Annotated in this window: 19 protein-coding genes; 11 read left to right on the top strand and 8 right to left on the bottom strand. The window is 71.9% G+C overall.

The features are described 5' to 3' along the window. Nucleotides 1-3: 3 nt before the first annotated feature. The 3 genes from ACIO3O_RS35920 to ACIO3O_RS35910 are packed head-to-tail and all read left to right on the top strand — an operon-like array spanning nt 4 to nt 5,211. Nucleotides 4-2,889 carry a hypothetical protein gene (locus tag ACIO3O_RS35920; RefSeq protein ID WP_401753128.1) on the top strand — a complete coding sequence of 962 codons (2,886 nt, stop codon included), beginning with the start codon at nt 4-6 and terminating at the stop codon, nt 2,887-2,889. Between the two features lie 7 nt (nt 2,890-2,896). Next, a complete protein-coding gene (locus tag ACIO3O_RS35915) occupies nt 2,897-4,234 on the top strand; it encodes a CHAT domain-containing protein (RefSeq protein WP_401753126.1) in 1,338 nt (445 codons plus the stop codon). After that, nucleotides 4,231-5,211 (top strand): hypothetical protein, encoded by a 981-nt coding sequence (locus ACIO3O_RS35910; RefSeq protein WP_401753124.1) that lies wholly within the window; start codon nt 4,231-4,233, stop codon nt 5,209-5,211. The genes ACIO3O_RS35915 and ACIO3O_RS35910 overlap by 4 nt, the downstream gene beginning before the upstream one ends. Here the strand turns inward: ACIO3O_RS35910 and ACIO3O_RS35905 are convergent. Together ACIO3O_RS35905 and mca are read right to left on the bottom strand one after the other, a co-directional pair. Next, nucleotides 5,199-5,465 (bottom strand): hypothetical protein, encoded by a 267-nt coding sequence (locus ACIO3O_RS35905; protein ID WP_401753122.1) that lies wholly within the window; start codon nt 5,463-5,465, stop codon nt 5,199-5,201. The genes ACIO3O_RS35910 and ACIO3O_RS35905 overlap by 13 nt on opposite strands. An 18-nt stretch (nt 5,466-5,483) precedes the next feature. Next, a complete protein-coding gene (mca, locus tag ACIO3O_RS35900) occupies nt 5,484-6,365 on the bottom strand; it encodes a mycothiol conjugate amidase Mca (RefSeq protein WP_401753120.1) in 882 nt (293 codons plus the stop codon). A gap of 120 nt (nt 6,366-6,485) precedes the next feature. On the opposite strand from mca, the gene ACIO3O_RS35895 reads away from it, so the two are divergent. Then, nucleotides 6,486-6,908 carry a DUF4307 domain-containing protein gene (locus tag ACIO3O_RS35895; protein ID WP_401753119.1) on the top strand — a complete coding sequence of 141 codons (423 nt, stop codon included), beginning with the start codon at nt 6,486-6,488 and terminating at the stop codon, nt 6,906-6,908. A 176-nt stretch (nt 6,909-7,084) separates the two neighbouring features. Next, nucleotides 7,085-7,582: a transcription elongation factor GreA gene (gene greA, locus ACIO3O_RS35890; RefSeq protein WP_401753117.1), complete on the top strand. Its 498-nt coding sequence runs from the start codon at nt 7,085-7,087 to the stop codon at nt 7,580-7,582. A gap of 87 nt (nt 7,583-7,669) precedes the next feature. Here greA and ACIO3O_RS35885 read toward each other — a convergent pair whose 3' ends face one another. The 3 genes from ACIO3O_RS35885 to ilvA all read right to left on the bottom strand — a co-directional run bounded on the left by ACIO3O_RS35885 (nt 7,670) and on the right by ilvA (nt 10,952). Beyond that, entirely contained in the window at nt 7,670-8,536 is an 867-nt protein-coding gene (locus ACIO3O_RS35885) for an ABC transporter permease (protein WP_401753115.1), read from the bottom strand. Next, nucleotides 8,533-9,510: an ATP-binding cassette domain-containing protein gene (locus ACIO3O_RS35880; protein ID WP_401753113.1), complete on the bottom strand. Its 978-nt coding sequence runs from the start codon at nt 9,508-9,510 to the stop codon at nt 8,533-8,535. Before ACIO3O_RS35880 ends, ACIO3O_RS35885 begins: the two co-directional genes overlap by 4 nt. Before the next feature lie 212 nt (nt 9,511-9,722). After that, a complete protein-coding gene (ilvA, locus tag ACIO3O_RS35875) occupies nt 9,723-10,952 on the bottom strand; it encodes a threonine ammonia-lyase (protein WP_401753112.1) in 1,230 nt (409 codons plus the stop codon). Between the two features lie 252 nt (nt 10,953-11,204). Between ilvA and ACIO3O_RS35870 the strand changes: the two genes are divergently transcribed. From ACIO3O_RS35870 to ACIO3O_RS35860, 3 genes are all read left to right on the top strand, one after another. Next, entirely contained in the window at nt 11,205-11,708 is a 504-nt protein-coding gene (locus ACIO3O_RS35870) for a MarR family winged helix-turn-helix transcriptional regulator (protein WP_401753110.1), read from the top strand. A gap of 112 nt (nt 11,709-11,820) precedes the next feature. Beyond that, nucleotides 11,821-12,300 (top strand): sigma factor-like helix-turn-helix DNA-binding protein, encoded by a 480-nt coding sequence (locus ACIO3O_RS35865; RefSeq protein WP_401753108.1) that lies wholly within the window; start codon nt 11,821-11,823, stop codon nt 12,298-12,300. Then, a complete protein-coding gene (locus ACIO3O_RS35860) occupies nt 12,297-12,551 on the top strand; it encodes a hypothetical protein (protein ID WP_401753106.1) in 255 nt (84 codons plus the stop codon). The genes ACIO3O_RS35865 and ACIO3O_RS35860 overlap by 4 nt, the downstream gene beginning before the upstream one ends. A gap of 18 nt (nt 12,552-12,569) precedes the next feature. On the opposite strand, the gene ACIO3O_RS35855 is transcribed toward ACIO3O_RS35860, so the two are convergent. Continuing rightward, nucleotides 12,570-13,730, bottom strand: a complete 1,161-nt coding sequence (locus ACIO3O_RS35855) for a cystathionine gamma-synthase (protein WP_401753104.1) — start codon at nt 13,728-13,730, stop codon at nt 12,570-12,572. A 163-nt stretch (nt 13,731-13,893) separates the two neighbouring features. Between ACIO3O_RS35855 and ACIO3O_RS35850 the strand changes: the two genes are divergently transcribed. From ACIO3O_RS35850 to ACIO3O_RS35840, 3 genes are all read left to right on the top strand, one after another. Next, nucleotides 13,894-15,000, top strand: coding sequence for a hypothetical protein (locus ACIO3O_RS35850; RefSeq protein WP_401753102.1), 1,107 nt, complete (start codon nt 13,894-13,896; stop codon nt 14,998-15,000). A gap of 91 nt (nt 15,001-15,091) precedes the next feature. Beyond that, on the top strand, nt 15,092-15,757 hold the full coding sequence (gene msrA / locus ACIO3O_RS35845; RefSeq protein WP_401753100.1) for a peptide-methionine (S)-S-oxide reductase MsrA: 666 nt from the start codon (nt 15,092-15,094) through the stop codon (nt 15,755-15,757). Nucleotides 15,758-15,835: 78 nt separating this feature from the next. Beyond that, nucleotides 15,836-16,576 carry an SDR family NAD(P)-dependent oxidoreductase gene (locus ACIO3O_RS35840; RefSeq protein WP_401753098.1) on the top strand — a complete coding sequence of 247 codons (741 nt, stop codon included), beginning with the start codon at nt 15,836-15,838 and terminating at the stop codon, nt 16,574-16,576. A gap of 104 nt (nt 16,577-16,680) precedes the next feature. Here ACIO3O_RS35840 and ACIO3O_RS35835 read toward each other — a convergent pair whose 3' ends face one another. Next, complete coding sequence (locus ACIO3O_RS35835) at nt 16,681-17,889, bottom strand: alpha/beta hydrolase (protein WP_401753096.1); 1,209 nt, start codon at nt 17,887-17,889, stop codon at nt 16,681-16,683. 230 nt (nt 17,890-18,119) lie between these two features. Further along, nucleotides 18,120-19,679 carry an MFS transporter gene (locus ACIO3O_RS35830; RefSeq protein ID WP_401753094.1) on the bottom strand — a complete coding sequence of 520 codons (1,560 nt, stop codon included), beginning with the start codon at nt 19,677-19,679 and terminating at the stop codon, nt 18,120-18,122. Nucleotides 19,680-19,800: the final 121 nt, after the last annotated feature.

The following is a 19,800-nucleotide window of genomic DNA, read 5'->3' as shown; positions in this document are numbered from 1 at the left end:
TGCATGGTCGCATCGCTCAGGGTTCCCCTGCCGCTGCCCGAGCGGCCGGTACCGTTCGTGGGGCGCGAGGAGGAACTCGCCCTGTTCGTCCCGTGGTTGGCCCACCGGGGTGCGCGTCTCCTGTCGCTGACGGGAGCCGCCGGAGCCGGTGTCACCACCCTGGCGACCGAACTGGCCGCGCGCGCCGCGCGGGTCCGGCAGCAGCAGGTGTGCCTGCTGCGTGTGGGCGAGCTGTGGCGGGACCGGCCCGATGTCGTGCTGCTGCGGCTGCTCGGGCAGCTCGGGGCTTCGCGCAGGGACCTGCTGTCCGCCCAGTCCGCCTTGCAGGCGGACCCCGAGGCGGCCGCCGTCACGCTCGCGCGGACGCACCTTCGGGAGCACCCGGCCGTGGTGGTGCTGGACGACGTGCCGGACCGGCGCACCGGCGCGTACCTGTTGGGCGCGTTCGAGGGCACGCCCTGCGCGGTGGTGCTGACCTCGACCGCCGAATGCCCGACCGCCGGGCGCCCGGCCGCCGAATCCCCGCCCGCCGAGTCCCCGGCCACGGAGTCCTGGCCCGGTGTGCGCACGTACCGGCTGCCGCCGTTGCGCAGGAGCGACGCGGAGCGTGTGGTGCACGCCGCGCGCGAGGTGTACGGAGGCACCTCTCCGGAGACCGGGCAGGTGCCGCAGTGGGTGATCGACGGGGCCGAGGGCCTGCCCGGGTACCTCTGGCTCGCCGGCCCCCTGACCGAGGAGTCCGCCGGGGCACCGCTGCGGCCGCAGGACCTGTACGAGCGGGCGACGGCGCGCCTTCCGCCCGACGCCCTGCACCTCCTGCGTTCCCTGACCGCCGTGGACCAGGCGGAGTACCGGGCCGCCTCCCTGGAGGCGCTGATCGGCGAGGGCTTCGAGGACACGGCGGAGATCGAACCGTACGGGCCGGTGCGCACGTTGGTACGGCACGGGTTCCTGCGCCCGGTGCGGTTCCGCCGGTACCGGCGGTCGGCACACCTGCTGCCCGACGGGGCGGGCACCGGCACCGGCACCGGCACCGGCACCGGCACCGAGAACTCCTACCGGTTGATCCTGGCCGCCCGGGAGGAACTCCGGCTGCTGGCCACCGCCCTCGGCCTCACGGCGGGAAGCCGCTACGTGGACACCGAGTTCGTGGTGTCGGCCTACGCGGACGTGGTGGACGACCACATCGACCTGCTCGGCGCCCGCCCGGAAACGGCAGTGGCCCCCGGCGCCGTGCCCGCCGTAGCCGCCTACCTGCTCCTCCGCGGCGACCACCACCGGCTGGCGGTGCTGCGCCGGATCGTGCCGCCCGCCCTGATCACCGACGTGCGGGGCACCACCCCCTTCAGCCCCTGGCGGACCTCGCTCACCGCGATCAGCCGTCAGCTCGGCCACCTGGCCGTCGCCGCGCAACCGTCCACCCACCCACTGCCCGAGTACCAGCACGAGATGGCCCTGCTGCATCGGGACGCGGGTTCGCTGGCGGTCGCACTGGCCCTGGCCGACTCGGCGGAATCACCCGCCCTCGGCCCTCCCGACCTGCTGACGGACGACGCGTTGAGCCTGCGCGGGGACATCCTGGCCGACATCGGCCGGGTGCAGGACGCCGGGGCCGACTTCGCGGCGCTGGCCGAGCGCTCCCCGTCGGTCCGCGGCGGCCACCACCTGGCCTGGTCCCAGCTGCGACGCGGTCGCCTCTCCCTGCTCCGGGGCAAACGCTCGCGGGACACCCTCACCGTTCTGGCGGCGGTCCGGGCGGCCTTCGAGAATCTGGGTGACGAACGGGGTGCCGCGTGGGCGACCACCGAGCTCGCACGTCGGACGGGCGACGAGACCGCGTACGAGGAGGCGCTCACCGCCCACCGGGCGAACGAGGACCCGAGGGGCGAGTGCTGGACGCTGTACTACCGCCTGCTCGCCCGCTCGGACCGGGTCGGCGACGAGACCGCCGTCCGGGCGCTGCGCCAACTTGCGGAGCGTTTCGTGCAGTTGGGCGATGAGCTCGGCCGAGCCTGGACGCTGCACCAGTCGGCGGTGCTGGGCCTGCGGCTGGAGGACCCCGATGCCCCGCGACGGCTGCGCGTCTCACGGGACGTGTTCACCGACGCGGGCTGTCTGCGCGGCCTGGCCTGGTCCGCCCTCGAAGAAGCCCTGTACGGCATCACCCGGACCTCGATGTCCGGCAGGGAGGCCGCCGCCCTGCTGGACACGGCCCGGGAGAGCTTCCGCGCGATGGGGGACGTACGAGGGGACCCGTGGGTCGACTACGTACGGACGTACCTGACCGGCGCGTCGGACAGGACCGGACCCGCTCTGGCCCACGCGTACCGCGCGTCGTTGAGCCCGCAGCGGTTCGCCGGGCGGCACATCGAGGAGGAGGAGCTGCCGCACCACCCCGACCGGAACCTGCGGGACGTCGTCCTGACCGAGGCACCGGACGACGAGGTGGGCGACATGGAGTCCGTCGTCCAGATCGTCGATCACGTCTCCACCGTCTACTCCCCCGGCAGATCGGCCCGCAAGTGCCACGTCCGCCTCGACCTCGTGGACACCGCCCCCGGCATCCAGGTCCTCCTGCGCGTCGAGCCCGACCCCGGCCACCCCTGGGCCACCGGAGACGCACCCTGGCTGCGGGCCACCGCCACCCCCCTCACCAGGATGGGGGTCGAGCCGGTGACGGCGGGGCTGCGGGCGTCGGCCGATCCGGCGCGCGGCGCGGAGTTCACGCTCTCCCCCCGGGCCCCCGGCACGCACCGGCTCCGCTTCACCGTCGCCCACGAGGCCAGCGGCGTCGTACTCCAACAGGTGGAGACCGAGATCGACCTGCCCGACCTGCCCCCGGCCGACCTGTCGCGGCCCCTCGCACCGCGCCGCGCGGGAAGGGGCTGAGCCGCCCGTGCGCCCGCTTCCCGTCCGCGTCGTCCAGAACCCCAGCGACGACTTCACCGAGCTGGACGGCATCGACGCCCCGCCGCCCGACCTCGTCGTCTGTTTCGACCCGTGGAACGACGAGGGGATCCTCGCCCGGATGTACGGTCCCCGACTGCCGGCGCTGCGCAGCGAGCACAAGGCGCTGCTGCGCGTGCGCCCCTCCGACGTGCAGCGGGAGGCGGCCCGGCTGTGCCACCTGTGGAACGACCGGCTCGTCCACCACACACCGCTCGACGACGATCTGAATCCGGCGCCCGGACGGCACCACGCCCCGTACACGAGCCTGCTCGACCTGCGGGACGAGCCCGTCGCCGAACTGCGGCGCATCCTCGACGAACTCGCCGACGAAGGGGGCGACCTGCTCTTCGAGACGCTGCTGGGCGGCAAGGAGGAGGAGACCGGCCACTTCCGGGAGTTCCTGGCGGAGGCACTGGCCGAGGAGAACCTGCGCGTGCGCTTCGACTCCGGCCTCTTCCTCCCCTGGCCGATGCTCTGCCTGCCCCGGGAGAGCGAGGTCTCGCTGCCCGCCCATCTGACGGCGCCCGACGAACTGACTCCGGTGTTCGCCCGCTTCCTCGGCTACCGGCATCAGATGGACCAGACCGGCGGCAGCCACCCGCGCCGCCTCCGCAGGAGCGTCCTGCCCGCGCGGCCGGCCGTCAGCCTCAACCACAACGAGTCGCTGGACTTCCAGGGCAGGACCCGGGCCGCCGAGGTGGCACAGGCCCTCGCGCACGACACCACTCTGGTGGTGCGCAGGCTGCGCGACGAACTGTTCGACGCGCTGGGCAGGGCAGACCTGGACGAGCAGTTCATGTACTTCTGGTGCCACGGCACGTATCAGACGCAGCCGCCCCAACCACCGCTCCTGTCACTGGAATTGAGCGACCGGAAACCCATCGACGCCCGGACGGTGCACTCCCGGCGGCGGCTGTTCGGGCACGCGCGGTCGCCGTTCCGCCCGTTCGTCCTGCTGAACGCGTGCAACGCGGCGGGCCCCTACGACGGGGCCGACCGAGGACACCTGGGGCGGGTGCTGATCGAGGCCGGGGCGAGCGGGGTGCTGGGCCCGCAGATATCGATGCCGGGCGTCTTCGGTGCCGAGTACGCGCTGGCCTACGTCCAGCACTACCTGGACGGCCGTCGTACCGCGGGCGAGATCACCCACGCCCTCGCCCGCCACTTCGCCGACACCTACCGCAACCCCCTCGGCCTCGCCTACGCCCTCCACTGCGGCATGGACAGCCGCCTGGAGCGGGCTCCGGCAGCGGCCGCCGACCACGGCCAGGAGGTCACCGTATGAACGTCGAGACCGGCATCCGCTTCGTCGACCTCAACGACCTCGGCTGGATCGTCGAGCACACCCCCTCCGGCCCGCGCCCCGTCCCCTACCCCGCCCTCCCCGACTTCTTCGCCGAGCGGCTGACTCCCCCGCCCGGCACCACCGACCTCTTTGTGTACGTCCACGGGTGGCAGACCTCCCCCGAGTCCGCCGTGCAGGCCGCCCTGGACCTGCTGGGGCTGCTGCGCAAGCAGTACGAGGCGCGGCGGGAGCTGTACGGGCGGCTCGACCCCTTCGAGCCGTGGGTCCTGCTCGTACGGTGGCCTTCGGCCAGTTCGCCGGGGCTGCGCGGGTACCGGCGGATCCGGGACCGGGCGCACCGGATGAGCCACGGGGACGGGAAGCGCATCCTGGGGCGGTTGCTGGGGTATCTCGACGCCGGGCGCGGCGATCCGCGCGGGGCGGTGCTGGGGACCCGGGAGGGGCGGTTCCTGCACCTGGTGGGGCATTCGTTCGGGTGCAGGGTGCTGTGCGAGGCCGTGCAGTGGGCGGCGGAGGAGACTACGCTCGGGTGGTCGGCGCGGCCGGTGGACCCGCGGCGGCCGTTCACCGTGGACAGCGTGCTGCTGTTGCAGATGGCCGCGCCCCGGGACGCCTTCGAGACGACCTTCACGGCCCTGGAGAACGCCCCCGTGCGCGGTCCGGTCGTCGCCACGTACGCGCGCCGGGACTGGGCGACCGGCATGTGGCACCGCGTCGCCGAGAAGCGGGCGGGCATCGGGAACCAGGGGATCGGCCCGGCGCCCCGGCCCGTGCGCGGCATCAGGATGCGGGGTGCGGTCGAGGCGTACGACAGGGACCTGCTCGACCACTGGTTCGTCAGCGTGGACGCCTCGGCGGTGTTCACCGCCGGGCGCGGTCCCGCGGGCGCGCACTCCGACCATCTGCGGCCGGAGTCCGCGCACCTGCTGCTGACGCTGGCGGACTACTCGCGCTGAGCGGAGTCCCGGGAGGCCTGGGAACCCTTGGCGAGGGACGCCTTCTCGGGGGTCTCGGCCTCGGACGGTGCCGGAGCCGGGGCGTCCGGGTCCGGGGCCTCCTCGAAGGAGACCTTGCCCATGTGCCGGTTCATCGACTTCATCAGCGCCCACACCCCGATCGCCAGCGCCGCGAAGACGAGGAAGCCGAGGATGCCCGGAGTCACCTTGTTCTTGTCGAAGGTGTCTGCGGCGAGCGGCACGAACTGAGTCATTGCCTGGGAGACGTTCACTCAGCCATTGTCGCGGATGCCCGCGAAGAGGTCGCTCTCGGGGAGGGAGGTCGGGACGAGGGCCTTGGCGAGCTCGTAGTCCTCGGTGGGCCAGACCTCCTTCTGGATCTCCATCGGGATGCGGAACCAGCCGCCGTCCGGGTCGATCTGCGTGGCGTGCGCGAGCAGCGCCTTGTCGCGGATCTCGAAGAAGTCGGCGGCGGGCACGAAGGTGGTGAGGTTGCGCTCCTCGCGCTCGAACTCCTCCCAGCGCTTCAGCCAGTCCCCGTACGGCGACTCCATGCCGCGGGCGATCAGCGCCTCGTGCAGGGCGACCGTGCGCGGCTTGTTGAAGCCCTGGTTGTAGTAGAGCTTCAGGGGCTGCCAGACCGGGCCGAACTCCTCCTCCGGGAAGGCCGCGGGGTCGGCCGCGCCCTCGAAGGCCACCATCGTGATCTTGTGGGTCATGATGTGGTCGGGGTGCGGGTAGCCGCCGTTCTCGTCGTACGTCGTGACGACCTGCGGCCGGAAGGCGCGGATGGACTTCACCAGGCGGCCGGCGGCCTCCGTGACGTCCTCCAGGGCGAAGCAGCCCTCGGGGAGCGGGGGCAGCGGGTCGCCCTCGGGCAGGCCGGAGTCGACGAAGCCGAGCCACTCCTGCTTGACGCCGAGGATCTCGCGGGCCTCGTCCATCTCGCGGGCGCGCACCTCGTGGATGTGCTCCTCGATGTACGTGTCGCCCTGGAGCTTCGGATTGAGGATGGAGCCGCGTTCGCCGCCCGTGCAGGTCACGACGTGGACGTCCACCCCCTCGGAAACGTACTTCGCCATCGTGGCCGCACCCTTGCTCGACTCGTCGTCGGGGTGGGCGTGCACGGCCATCAAGCGCAGCTGCTCAGTCAAGATCTCGATCCTCGGTGATCCGGGCGCCCTCGGTGACGGCGGCGCAAAGTGCGACCTCTATATTGACCGAACCGGGGGCGGGAAATATTCCTGACCCCTGTGCAGCCGGAGGATCACCGCATGAATGCCGTACGTGACGGAGCCGCGAGCACCCCCGAGGGGCGCTACGGCCGGTCCGCCGACGAGCGTGCGGACCGCAAGCTGAAGATCATCGGCTCCGTGCTCGGGGTGCTGCTGCTCCTGGTCATCGGCTGGATCGGGTACGGGTACATCTCGAAGCAGGTGATCAGCGCCGAGATGATCAAGTTCGACCTGAATTCCTCGCAGACCGAGGTCAGGGTGCACCTGGAGATCCGCAAGGACGCCGACGCCACCGGCACCTGCACGGTGCGGGCCATCGCCGAGAGCGGGGCCGAGGTCGGCCGCAAGGACGTCCGGGTGGACCAGAAGGGGCAGACGCGGATCGACGAGATCTATCCGATCCGCACGACCGCGAAGGCCACCAGCGCGGAGCTGCTGAGCTGCACGGCCGACGGGCAGTAGACCTGCCCCGGCCCCCAGTGACCATGCACCCCTGACCTGCGTTGATGCAGTCGTGACGGTTTTGGTTCTCCCCCTGGGGGCATCGAATTGTTAGGCTCGTGGTTTCGCCCGCCCGTGAAGGCACATCCTTTGTGGGGAGGGCGATGCTTTGTTATCCGTAACGTCGAGGAGCACCTGTGACCCAGACCAGCGACGAAGTCACCTGGCTGACCCAGGAGTCGTACAACAAGCTCGTGGAAGAGCTGGAGTACCTGTCGGGTCCCGCGCGCGCCGAGGTCACCCAGAAGATCGCGGCTGCCCGCGAGGAGGGCGACCTCCGGGAGAACGGCGGATACCACGCGGCCAAGGAGGAGCAGGGCAAGCAGGAGCTCCGCATCCGCCAGCTCAAGCAGCTCCTGGAGCGCGCGCAGGTCGGCGAGGCCACCGCGTCCAGCGGTGAGGCCGGTCCCGGCATGGTCGTGAAGATCGCCTTCGACGGCGACGAGGACGACACGATGACCTTCCTGCTCGCCTCCCGCGAGTACCCGTCCTCGGACATCGAGACGTTCTCGCCGCAGTCCCCGCTGGGCTCGGGCGTGATCGGCAAGAAGGTCGGCGAGGACGCCGAGTACGAGCTGCCGAACGGCAAGAAGGCCAAGGTCAAGATCCTGGAGGCGACGCCCTACCAGGGCTGAGTCACGGGCGTACGTCCACGGAAGGGCCCCCGGCAGCCACTGCGCGCCGGGGGCCCTTCCGCGTGTCCGTCGACCTCGTTCGTACGGTCAGGCGGTCGCCGAGCGGTACTTGCGGACAGCGAGGGTCCGGAAGACCACGATGATCAGGACGGACCAGATCAGCGAGGCCCAGACGGGGTGTTCCATGGGCCAGGCCCCGGTGATCGAGGTCGGCATCTCGGGCATGGTGTTGCCGAAGAGCTGCCGGGCTGCCTGCACGGTGGCGCTGAACGGGTTCCATTCGGCGACGTGCTGGAGGAAGGTCGGCATTCCGGTGACCGGCACGAACGCGTTCGAGATGAAGGTCAGCGGGAAGAGCCAGATCAGGCCGCCCGAGGTGGCCGCCTCGGGAGTGCGGACCGAGAGGCCGATCAGTGCGCCGATCCAGGAGAAGGCGTAGCCGAGGAGCAGGAGGAGGGCGAAGCCCGCCAGCACCTTCAGCAGGTTCTCGTGCGTGCGCCAGCCGATCAGCAGGGCAACGCCTGCCAGCACGACCAGGGTGAGCGCGGTCTGGACGAGGTCGGCCAGGGTGCGGCCGGTGAGGACGGCGCCGCGCGCCATGGGCAGCGACCGGAAGCGGTCGATGAGCCCCTTGTGCATGTCGTCGGCGATGCCCGCTCCCGCGCCGGCGGTGGCGAAGGTGACGGTCTGGGCGAAGATGCCCGCCATCAGGAACTCTTTGTAGGCCTGGGGCGAGGTCGAGCCGCCGACCTGGATCGAGCCGCCGAACACGTAGGTGAACAGGATGACGAACATCACCGGCTGGATGATCCCGAAGAGGATCATCTCGGGGATTCGGGTCATCCGGATCAGATTGCGCTTGGCGATCGTCAGCGAGTCGGTGATCGACTGGAGGGGGCCTCCCTTGGCCACGGGCGCGAGTGACTTCACTGTCGTCACGGTGTCGGTGCTCACTTCCTCCCCACCTCCTCCTCGTCCTCGACGGACTCCTCCGCCGCGTGCCCGGTCAGCGAGATGAACACGTCGTCCAGCGTCGGGCGGCGCAGGCCGATGTCGTCGATCTCCACGCCGCGCGCGTCGAGTTCGCGGATGACCTCCGCGAGGAGCTTCGCGCCGCCGGTGACCGGGACGGTCAGCTTGCGGGTGTGGTGCTCGACCTTGGTGTCGCCCTTGCCGAAGCCGCGCAGGACCTCGTCGGCGACGGTGATGTGCTCGCGCTCGTGGACGACGACCTCGATGCGCTCGCCGCCCGTGCGGGCCTTGAGCTGGTCCGACGTACCGCGTTCGATGACCTTGCCGTGGTCGATGACGCAGATGTCGTGGGCGAGGTGGTCGGCCTCCTCCAGGTACTGGGTGGTGAGCAGGAGGGTGGTGCCGCCCGCCACCAACTCCTGGATGACTTCCCAGAGTTGCTGGCGGTTGCGCGGGTCGAGGCCGGTGGTGGGCTCGTCCATGAACATCACGGGCGGGGAGACCACGAGGGCGGCCGCGAGGTCGAGGCGGCGGCGCATTCCGCCGGAGTACGTCTTGGCCGTGCGGTCGGCGGCCTCGGCGAGGTTGAAGCGCTCCAGGAGTTCGTCCGCGCGGGCCTTGGAGGCCTTCTTGGACATCTGGTAGAGGCGGCCGACCATCTGGAGGTTCTCGCGGCCGGTGAGGTATTCGTCGACGGCGGCGAACTGGCCGGAGAGGCCGATCGAGCGCCGTACTTCGTTGGGGTGTTTGAGGACGTCGATCCCGGCGACGACGGCCTTGCCACTGTCGGGCTGGAGCAGTGTGGTCAGGACGCGGACGGCCGTGGTCTTGCCTGCACCGTTGGGCCCGAGCAGGCCGAGGACGGTGCCCTCCGGGACGTCGAGATCGACGCCTCCCAGAGCCTTCACGTCGCCGAAGGTCTTGACCAGCCCCTCGGCATAGATGGCGCCTGGCATAAGGGGTCCCCCATGTGTGTGGGTGGTTCCTACGCGAAATTTTAGGTTTGCCGGGTTCGAACCGCCCGGCGAGAGCCGTCCGGGCATCCGTCGAGAGCCGACGGGGCCGCCCGGCGAGGCAGCAGCGCGAGACACACCATAACGCGATACATCGCGTCTGGGGAAGGTTTTCCGGGGAACCGCCCCCACTGCGCGGGGGACCCGCCCCCGCCCTACGACACGACCACGTACCCCGCGTCCCTGAGCGCCTCCCGCACCTCGGTGCAGTGCTTCGGGCCCTTCGTCTCCAGCTGCAACTCCACCTCCACCTCCGTGAGTCCGAGCCTCGGGTCGGCCCGGGTGTGCCCCACGTCCACGACGTTAGCGTCCAGCACTGACAACGCCCCGAGAAGCTGCGCGAGCGCCCCCGGACGGTCCGTCAGACGCAACCTCAGTGACAGATACCGACCGGCCGCGGCCATTCCGTGCCGCAATGTGCGCTGCATCAGGAGCGGGTCCACATTGCCGCCCGACAGCACCGCCACCACCGGCCCCTCGAAGGACTCGGGGCGGCTCAGCAGTGCCGCCACCGGGCTCGCCCCGGCCGGTTCCACGACCAGCTTGGCCCGCTCCAGGCACAGCAGCAGCGCGCTCGACAGCTCGTCCTCGGAGACCGTCCGCACCTCGTCCACCAGCTCCTCGACGATCGCGAACGGTACGTCGCCGGGCCTGCCGACCTTGATCCCGTCGGCCATCGTCTGGAGCGAGTCCAGCGAGGTGGGGCGCCCGGCGGCCAGCGACGGCGGGTAGCAGGCCGCGCCCGCCGCCTGCACGCCGACGATCCTGACGTCGGGCCGCAGCGCCTTCACCGCGATCGCGACGCCCGCCGCGAGACCGCCGCCGCCGACCCCGACCACGATCGTGCGCACCTCGGGGCACTGCTCCAGGATCTCCAGCCCGACCGTGCCCTGGCCCGCGATGACGTCCGGGTGGTCGAAGGGGTGGATGAAGACCGCACCCGTGTCACGGGCGTACTCCTGGGCGGCGGCGAGCGTCTCGTCCACCACCTGCCCGTGCAGCCGCACCTCCGCGCCGTACTCCCGGGTGGCCGCCACCTTCGGCAGCGGGGCGCCGACCGGCATGAAGACGGTGGAGCGCACGCCCAGGAGGGAGGAGGCCAGCGCCACGCCCTGCGCGTGGTTGCCCGCGCTGGCGGCCACCACTCCGGCCGCACGCTCCTCGGGGCGCAGGCCCGCGATGCGGATGTAGGCGCCGCGCAGCTTGAAGGAGCCGGTGCGCTGAAGGTTCTCGCACTTGAGGTGGACGGGGGAGCCCACCAGGTGCGTGAGGTGCCTGCTGCCCTCCAGGGGTGTGCAGCGGGCCACTCCGGAGAGCATCTTCTGCGCACCGCGCACGTCGTCGAGGATCAGGCTGCGGGCGTGTTCGGGCGTGCGGAAGCTCATGGCGGCCAGTCTGGCAGCCCGGCGGGGGCGGGCGTCGCCCCGTCTCACAAGCAGGTCCGCCCGGTCCCACAGGCAGGTCCGCCCGGTCTCACACGCAGGTCCGCCCGCCACTCGGGCAGCCTTGATGACCTGCGGCGAAGCCGTCGTCACCGGTCCGTTGTCCACAGGTTTGCGCAGCGCCGGTACGTGTGTGCCCGCACCCGCGTACCCTTGCCCCACCAACCCGACCACCGCACGAAGAGAGCCCGAGCCATGCCCCCTACCCAGGACATGACGACCGACCCCGCCGCCGGTCTCCTCGATGCCCTTCAGCACCAGGTGGCCGTCTTCGCCCGGCGCGCGGAACAGACCCGCCTCGGCGGCGTCGGCCAGGTCCGCAACTCGATGGACCGTGCGGCCTACCTGCTGCTCAACCGCCTCGACCAGGAGGGCCCGATGGGCGTCAAGGCGCTCGCCGCGGGCATGGGCATCGACTCCTCGACGGTGACCCGCCAGGTCGCCCCGCTCGTGGACACCGGCCTGGTCAAGCGCACCTCGCACCCCGAGGACGGGCGTGCGGTCGTGCTCCAGCTGTCGCCGCGCGGGCAGTCCCGGCTGGACGAGGTGCGCTCCTCGCGGCGCGAGCTGATGGCGCAGGTCACGGACGGCTGGAGCGAGGACGAGCGGGAGGCGTTCACCACGCTGCTGACCCGTTTCAACTCGGCGCTCTCGGCCCGTCAGTCGGCGGCCCCGGTCGAGCCGCCCGCCACCTCCTGACAGCACGGGGACAGTGCCTCTGACGGACCGTCACGCACTCGCCGCGCCCGCCTCTTGACCTGCACCCCCGCCTGGCTTCATATGAGCAGAAGAAGCCGGACGGGGAGGAACGGTGCGAGAGCGCGAGGCGGTCCAACAGCGGCGCCGCGCAAGGGAGTTCGAGGCCTTCGTCGCGGGTGCCGCAGGCCGGCTGCTGCATGTCTCGACGCTGCTGACGGCCGAGCCCGCCGAGGCCAATCCGCGCGCCCAGAGCCTCCTCGTCGCCGCGCTGGCCAGCGCGTACGCCCGCTGGGGGTTCCTGCGCGGCGAAGACCCGTACGACCGCACCCGCCAGGAGCTGGCGGGGCGCTTCGCCCGCACCTCCTGGCACCACCGCAGGCACCGGGGCGGCCCGCTGGGGTCGCTGACGCCGCAGGAGCGGCTCGTCCTCGTACTGCGGTTGTACGAGGGGGTGCCGGAGGAGCAGACGGCGGCGCTGCTGGGGCTGCCGGTGCAGCGGGTGCGGGCGATCTGCGCCCGCGCGGTCTCGCACGTCCACAAGCTGCGGCACGCCCCGCCCGCACCGTCGCGCGAGGCGGTGGCCGCGCCATGAGCCTGCAGCGGCACAAGGACGACGAGATCCGCCTCGTCATGGAGCAGGCGGCGCGTCCCGTCGTACCGCCGGACCTGCTGGTACGGGCCACCGAGCGGGGTGCACGTCATCTGCGGCGGCGCCGGGCGCTGCGGCGGGTGTGGCTGGTGATCGCGACGATCGCGGTGGTCGCGTTCCTGGTGTGGGCGTCGATCGTGCACCCCTGGCAGGCTCCACCGGCGGACTTCACGCCGCCGGTGGAGGGGTTCTAGCCGAGGTCCGGCCCCGGCCTAGCCCAGGGCCTGCTTCAGGTCAGCGAGCAGGTCGTCGCCGGACTCGATGCCGACGGAGAGCCGCACGAGGTCGGCGGGCACCTCCAGTGCGGAACCGGCCGCCGAGGCGTGCGTCATCCGCCCGGGGTGCTCGATCAGCGACTCGACGCCGCCGAGGGACTCGCCGAGGGTGAAGAGCTGCGCCCGGTTGCAGACCTCGACCGCGGCCTCCTCGCCGCCCTTGACCCGGAAGGACACCATGCCGCCGAAGGCCTTCATCTGCTTGGCGGCGGTCTCGTGCCCGGCGTGCTCGGGCAGGCCCGGGTAGAGGACCTGGGTGACGGAGGGGTGCGCGGTGAGCATGTCGGCGATGCGGGTGGCGTTCTCGCTGTGCCGGTCCATGCGGACGGCGAGGGTCTTGATGCCGCGCAGCACCAGCCAGGCGTCGAAGGGCCCGGCGACGGCGCCCATGGCGTTCTGGTGGAACACCAGCTCCTCGGCGATTCCCGCGTCGTTGGTGATCAGCGCACCGCCGACGACGTCGGAGTGCCCGCCCATGTACTTGGTGGTCGAGTGCACGACGACGTCCGCGCCGAGCGCGATCGGCTGCTGGAGGTAGGGGCTGGCGAAGGTGTTGTCGACGACGAGCCGGGCGCCCGCCGTGTGCGCGATCTCCGCGACGGCGGCGATGTCGGTGATGCCGAGCAGCGGGTTGGACGGCGTCTCGACCCAGATCACCTTCGTACGGGGCGTGAGCGCGGCCCGGACCGCCGCCGGGTCGGAGGTGTCGGCGACCGACCACTCGACGCCCCACCGGGAGACGACCTTGGCGAAGAGGCGGAAGGTGCCGCCGTACGCGTCGTTCGGGATGACGACGTGGTCGCCGGGCGACAGGAGCGTGCGCAGCAGGCAGTCCTCGGCGGCCAGTCCCGACGCGAACGCGAGCCCGCGCCGGCCGCCCTCCAGGGCGGCGAGGTTCTCCTCCAGTGCGGTGCGGGTCGGGTTGGCGCTGCGGCTGTACTCGTAACCGCCGCGCAGCCCGCCGACGCCGTCCTGCTTGTACGTCGACACCTGGTAGATCGGCGGGACGACGGCGCCGGTCAGGGGGTCGGCGGTGTTGCCCGCGTGGATGGCGAGGGTCTCGAAGGCGCGCGCGGAGCGGCTCTGCTCATCAGTCATGGGGCCGAGGGTAGTTCTCCCACCGGTCGCCCACGTCCGCTCTGCGGGGCGACTGTCGCGAATCCGTCACCCGGGGCGGGCCCGAGTACGGCCCGGAGGTGCCCGGCCGGGCGGCCGTACGGACCGATCGCCGCCGGTCACCGTGGTCCGGGACAATGTCCGTATGGACATTCTCTGGTTCCTGATCGCGGTGGTCGTGCTCTTCGCCGCCCTCGGCCCCTTCCTGCTGCGCAGGAGGAGCGGCGGCATCCGGCTGGCCGCGCCCGGATCGCCCGACGCCGCCGATCCGGAGAACTACGGCTTCGTACGGCAGGAAGCCCTGGACGTCCGGCTTCCGGGCCCCGACCAGGACCTCCTGGACGTCCTGGACGTGGTGCAGCGCACCCAGGACTGGCGGGCGGCGCAGCAGCTCCTGGCGGGGACGCCCAAGGAGGGCGAGGTGCGCTGGCAGCGGGTGCAGGCCTTCGCGGGCGCGGCGTCCCTGGAACTGGCGCAGCGACCGGGCGAGGGCGGCCGCTGGCTGCGGGACTGGCGCTCGGAGTCGCCGAAGGACGCGGGCGGCGCACAAGTTCACGCAGAATTCTTGGTCCAGCAGGCCTGGCGGTCGTCCTCCGCGGACAAGGACGACTGGCGGATCATCCTGGAGGAGTCCCGCGACCTGTGCGCGCAGGCGGCGCTCCTCTCCCCGGGCGACCCGGTCCCGTACATCATCGAACTCTCGATCGCGCGCGGGCTCGCCTATCCCCGGCCGGAATTCGACCGCCTCTGGGCGAAAGTGATCGACCGCGCACCGACGCACATGGGGGCGCATCTGGTCGCCCTGCACTACCTCTCGGAGAAGTGGCACGGTTCGCGCGCCGAGTCCGACTCCTTCGCCACCATGGCCGCCTCCCGCGCCCCCCAGGGCTCGCTCCTCGCGGCCCTCCCCCTCTTCTCGGTCTACGACCATCTCCCCGAGGTGATCGTGGTCAACAGCTTCTACCGGAGCGCGGTGGTGACCCGGGCGGTGGAGGGAGCGATGTACGCGGTCCACGCGGCCCGCCCCGACGACCCGATGCTGGCGCACGTCCGGCATCTCCTGATCCTCTTCCTGGTCCGTTCGGAGCGCTGGGCGGAGGCCGTCCAGCAGATCGCCGCGGTCGACGGGTACGTGGGCGCGCTCCCCTGGACCCAGAACCCGGACCCGGCCGCCGACTACACCCTCCACCGCAATCTGGCGGTCGCGGGCTACGAGTCCAACGGCGGCAGCCCGGCGACACTGCGGCCGTAGCCGCGCACGCGGGTGGGGCGGGGGCGGCGGGGAATCCCCGCCGCCCCCTTCCTGTTGTAGAGACCATCGCCCCCTGCCCTAGGAGAACCCCATGCTCTTCGGCCGTACGCCGCAGCTCCCGACCCCCGAGCAGGCCCTGAAGGGTCGCGCGACCCCCGAATTCGAGGTCCCCTCCCGCCACACGGTGCTCGGCAACCCCCTCCTCGGCCCGTACCCGGACGGCTTCCAGATCGCCGACTTCGGGCTGGGCTGCTTCTGGGGTGCGGAGCGGAAGTTCTGGCAGACACCGGGCGTGTGGACGACCCTCGCGGGCTACCAGGGCGGCTCCACCCCGAACCCCGCGTACGAGGAGGTCTGCTCCGGCCTGACCGGCCACACCGAGGTCGTGCGCGTCGTCTTCGACCCGGCCGTCGTCTCCTACGCCACCCTCCTCAAGCTCTTCTGGGAGTCCCACAACCCCACCCAGGGCTTCCGCCAGGGCAACGACGTGGGCACCCAGTACCGCTCGGCGATCTACCCCCACTCCCCCGCCCAGTCCGCCGAGGCGGAGGCCTCCCGCACCGCCTACCAGCAGGTCCTGACGGGCAACGGCTACGGCACGATCACCACGGAAATCCTCCCCGCCGCCGACAACCCCTTCTGGCCGGCCGAGCCGTACCACCAGCAGTACCTGGACAAGAACCCGGCGGGCTACTGCGGCATCGGCGGCACAGGCGTCTCGTGCCCGATCGGGGTGGCTCCGGCCGGGGAGCACTGAGCCCTCCGTCCCCTCGTACCGATGAGGCATGATCACTGCCGGGCGACAGGCATGACATGCAGTGTGAGGGGACGCAGGATGAGTGCAGAGCAGCGAGTTGCCCTGGTGACCGGTTCGGCGAGCGGAATCGGGGCGGCGGTCGCCCGGCGGATGGCCGCGGCCGGGCTGCGGGTGGTGGTGAATTCCGTCAACTCCGTCGACAAGGGGCGGGAGTTGGCGGCCGAGCTGCCGGACGCCGTGTACGTGCAGGGGGACGTGGCCCGCGACGGCGGGGCCGCGTCGCTCGTGGAGGCCGCGGTCGGGGCGTACGGGCGACTGGACGTGCTGGTGAACTGCGCGGGGGTCACCCGGTTCATCGACCACGGCGACCTGGAGGCGGCGAGTCCCGCGGTGTGGCGGGAGATCCACGACGTGAACGTGGTGGGGACGTGGCAGGCGATCACCGCCGCCGTCCCCCACCTGCGGAAGAACGGCGCGGGAGTGATCGTGAACGTGTCCTCCCAGGCGGGCGTCCGCCCCGGCGGGAGCTCGATTCCGTACGCCGTCAGCAAGGCGGCCGTGAACCACATGACCCGCCTGCTGGCCAAGGAACTCGGCCCGGACATCCGGGTCAACGCGGTGGCCCCCGGCATGATCGACACCCCGTGGTTCGACGGGGTGGAAGGGGTGGAGGCCGCGATGGAGCAGGTCGCTTCCGTACTGCCGCTGCGCCGCGTCGGCCGCGCCGAGGACATCGCTGCCGCCGTCTTCGACCTGACGAACGCCGCGTACATCACGGGCGAGGTGCTGCTGGTGGACGGCGGGGGGCATCTGCTGTGAGGCGGTGACCGCGGGGGCATCGGCCGCTCCCGGTGGGGGTGGGGGCAAGAGGTCCTTGCCCGGGCCGGGGGCGGAGGATGCCTGGCGTCAGGCGGTCGGTCGCGTCAGAGGTGGGGGAAGGATGTCGCCACGTTCAGCATCGAGTGCTGGAAGACGCCGAAGTGGTCGACGGTCGGGCCGTGGTCGATGACGGTCACGCTGCGGGTGCCGTGGGACGTCAACTGACGCGCGCAGCTACGGGTGTTGGCGATGACCGACTCGTGGTCGCCGGTCGCGCTGTAGAGGGTGACGGGGACCTCCGGGCGCCAGGCGCAGGTCGTGTCGACCGTGCGGACCGTGCGGAGGAAGGTGCCGGTGGGGTGCGTCAGCTGGGCGTACCAGGCGGGGGTCAGGAGTTCCTGGAGGGTGGGCGGGAGTTGGGGGATGATCTCCTCCTCCTTGTGGGTGCCGTCGAAGAGGGACTCGACGCGGGACGCGTAGGGCGCGCGGAAGACTTCTGCCGGGTCCCGGTAGAGGGGTGGGGTGGTGAGGTTCTTCTGGGCGGTGAGGACGTAGGCGATGAGGATGACCGCCGCCGGGCCGGGCACCGAGCCGTTCGCCATCGCGGGGAGTTCGGCGTGTTCGAGGTCGTAGGGGCCCGAGCCCGTACGCAGTCCCCGCAGGCGTACGTGCCGGACCGCACCCGAGGCGATCTCGCGGGCCACCGCCATGCCTGCCTGGCCGCCCTGCGAGAAGCCGGTGACGTACACGTCGTCGGAGAGGCGGAGTTGGCGGAGCGTGCGGACCGAGGCGAGGAGGTCCAGGGTGACGGAGACGGCGGACGCGTTGTGCATGAAGGGGTGCCGGTCGGGGCTCTCGCCGAGGCCCAGGTAGTCGGGTACGAGGACGGCCCGGCCCCCGGCCGCGTACACCTGGGCGGCGGTGCCGTCCGGGCCCTGGGGGGCCACCGAGGGGGCGCGGCCCTTGAAGGTCATCGAGCCGTGGGTGTGCAGGACGGTGGGGAGGGGGCGGGTGCCCCGGGTGCTCTGAGTGCTCTGGGGGAGGACGGGGACCGCCAGCAGGCCGGAGGCCGTGGTCGGGGCGCCCTGCGGGGTGGTGGTGCGGTAGCGGACGCGGTAGGCGGCGACGTCGTGGCGGACCGCCTTGGCGAATTCGGCGTTCGTGCCCGTGAAGTTGTGCCCGATGGCGGACGCGATGATCTGCGCGCGGGTGCGGGTGCCGAGCGGGGTGACGGAGAGGGGCGCGGTCCTGCGGGGTGGGGCGTACGGGCCCACGAGGGCTGCCGGGGGTGCGGGCGGGGCTGCCGAGGTCATGGGTGCGGGTTCCTGTGCGGTGCGGGGCGGGGCGGCCGCGAGGGCCGGGGCCGCCGTGAGGGCTGCCAGGGCGGTCACCGTGGTCGCGGCGACTGCCCCGGACTTCCAACTTCCGTTCGAATGAAGCCCTTTGGGCTTGGCTCGGTTCATGGGAGGAGGGACACGCTGACGGGCCGGAGGGTTGATTCGGGTGGCTTGGGGCCTGGTGGGGGCCGCCCGCCCCCATCGCTTCAGGCCCCGGCCCCGACCGGCACCCGCTCCCCCTCCGCCCCGGCCGAAGCCCGCCCACGCCCCCGCAGCACCGTGCACGCGAACACCGCCGCACCCAGCATCACCGCCGCCGCACCGAACGCCGCCCAGTCCAGCCCCTCCGTGAAGGCCTTGCGGGCCGCCGCCAGCAGCGCGTCCCCCTGCTCGCGCGGCAGCCGGGCCGCCTCCGCCAGCGCACCGCCCAACGTCTCCCGTACCGAAGCCGAAGCCGAAGCGGACGCGGCCCCTTCCATGCCTCGCGTGTAGACCGCCGCCCCGACGCTGCCCAGGATCGCCATCCCCAGCGCCCCGCCCAGCTCCGTGCCCGACTCGACGACCGCCGCCGCCGAGCCCGCCCGCTCCGGCGGGGCCGCGCCCAGCGCCATCTCGTTGGCCAGCGTCATGGCGACGACGATGCCGCCGGCGTACAGCGCGCACCCGGTCAGCACGAACCACAGGGCGGAGTCCGCCGCGACCTGCGTCAGCCACAGGAAGCCCGCGCAGGCCAGCAGGAAGCCGCCCGCCATGACGTACGCCCGGTCCATCCGGGCGGCGAGCGTCGCACCCAGCGGGGCGAGGACCGCGACGGCCACCGACGGGACCAGGCTCCAGAGGGCGGATTCCAGCGGGCTCATGCCGCGTACGGACTGGAGGTACTGCGTGAAGAAGACCGCGAAGCCGACCGTGCCGAACATCGCGATGACATTGGCGAGCAGCGCGCCGCCGAACATCCGCTCGCGCAGGAGGGGGAGGTCGACCATCGGCGAGGCCAGGACGCGCTGGCGGCGGACGAAGAGCCAGCCCAGGAGCAGGCCCGCAGCGATGGCGAGGAAGGACAGCAACTCCGGTCCGTTCTTGGCGAGTTGCTTGATGCCGTGGATAACCGGCAGGACCGTGCCGAGGGAGAGCACCGCGCTCAGCACGTCGAAGCGGCCGGCCGCCGGGGACCTGAACTCCGGGAGGAGGAAGGGGGCGAGGGCGAGGAGGAGCAGCATCGCGGGGAGGTTGATCAGGAAGACCGAGCCCCACCAGAAGTGCTCCAGCAGCAGCCCGCTGAGGACCGGGCCGAGGGAGATGCCCGCCGTCATGACCGCCGTCCACGCGGTGACGGCCTTGGCGCGCTGGCCCGCGTCGCGGAAGAGGTTGCGGATGAGGGCGAGCGTGGACGGCATCAGGGTCGCCCCGCCGATGCCGAGCAACGCCCTTACGGCGATGAGCATTTCGGGGCTCGTGGCGTACGCGGCGGCCACCGACGCCGCACCGAACGCCCCGGCCCCGAGGAGCAGCAGTTTCCGGCGGCCGATGCGGTCGCCGAGCGCGCCCATGGTGATGAGGAGCCCGGCGAGCACGAAGCCGTACACGTCCAGGATCCACAGTTGCTCGGTGGCGGTGGGGGCGAGGTCGCGGCCGATGAAGGGGATCGCGAAGTAGAGGACGGAGACGTCCATGGAGACGAGGAACAGCGGCAGCATCAGGACGCCGAGGGCGGTCCATTCGCGGCGGCCCGCGAGGGGGGCGGCCGGGGGTGTGGGCGTGGTCATGGTGAGCCTCCGGGAAGGTGGTGTCCGTACGTCGTACGCGGTGCACTGCTGTGCGCTGCGTACGACGTAAACACCCCGTCGCGGGACGGGCAATCGGTGACCTAGTGCACCGGCAGCAGAA

It is taken from the genome of Streptomyces sp. NPDC087440 (assembly GCF_044744005.1).
Classification (GTDB): Bacteria; Actinomycetota; Actinomycetes; order Streptomycetales; family Streptomycetaceae; genus Streptomyces.
This window is presented reverse-complemented; position numbering and strand designations above follow the sequence as displayed.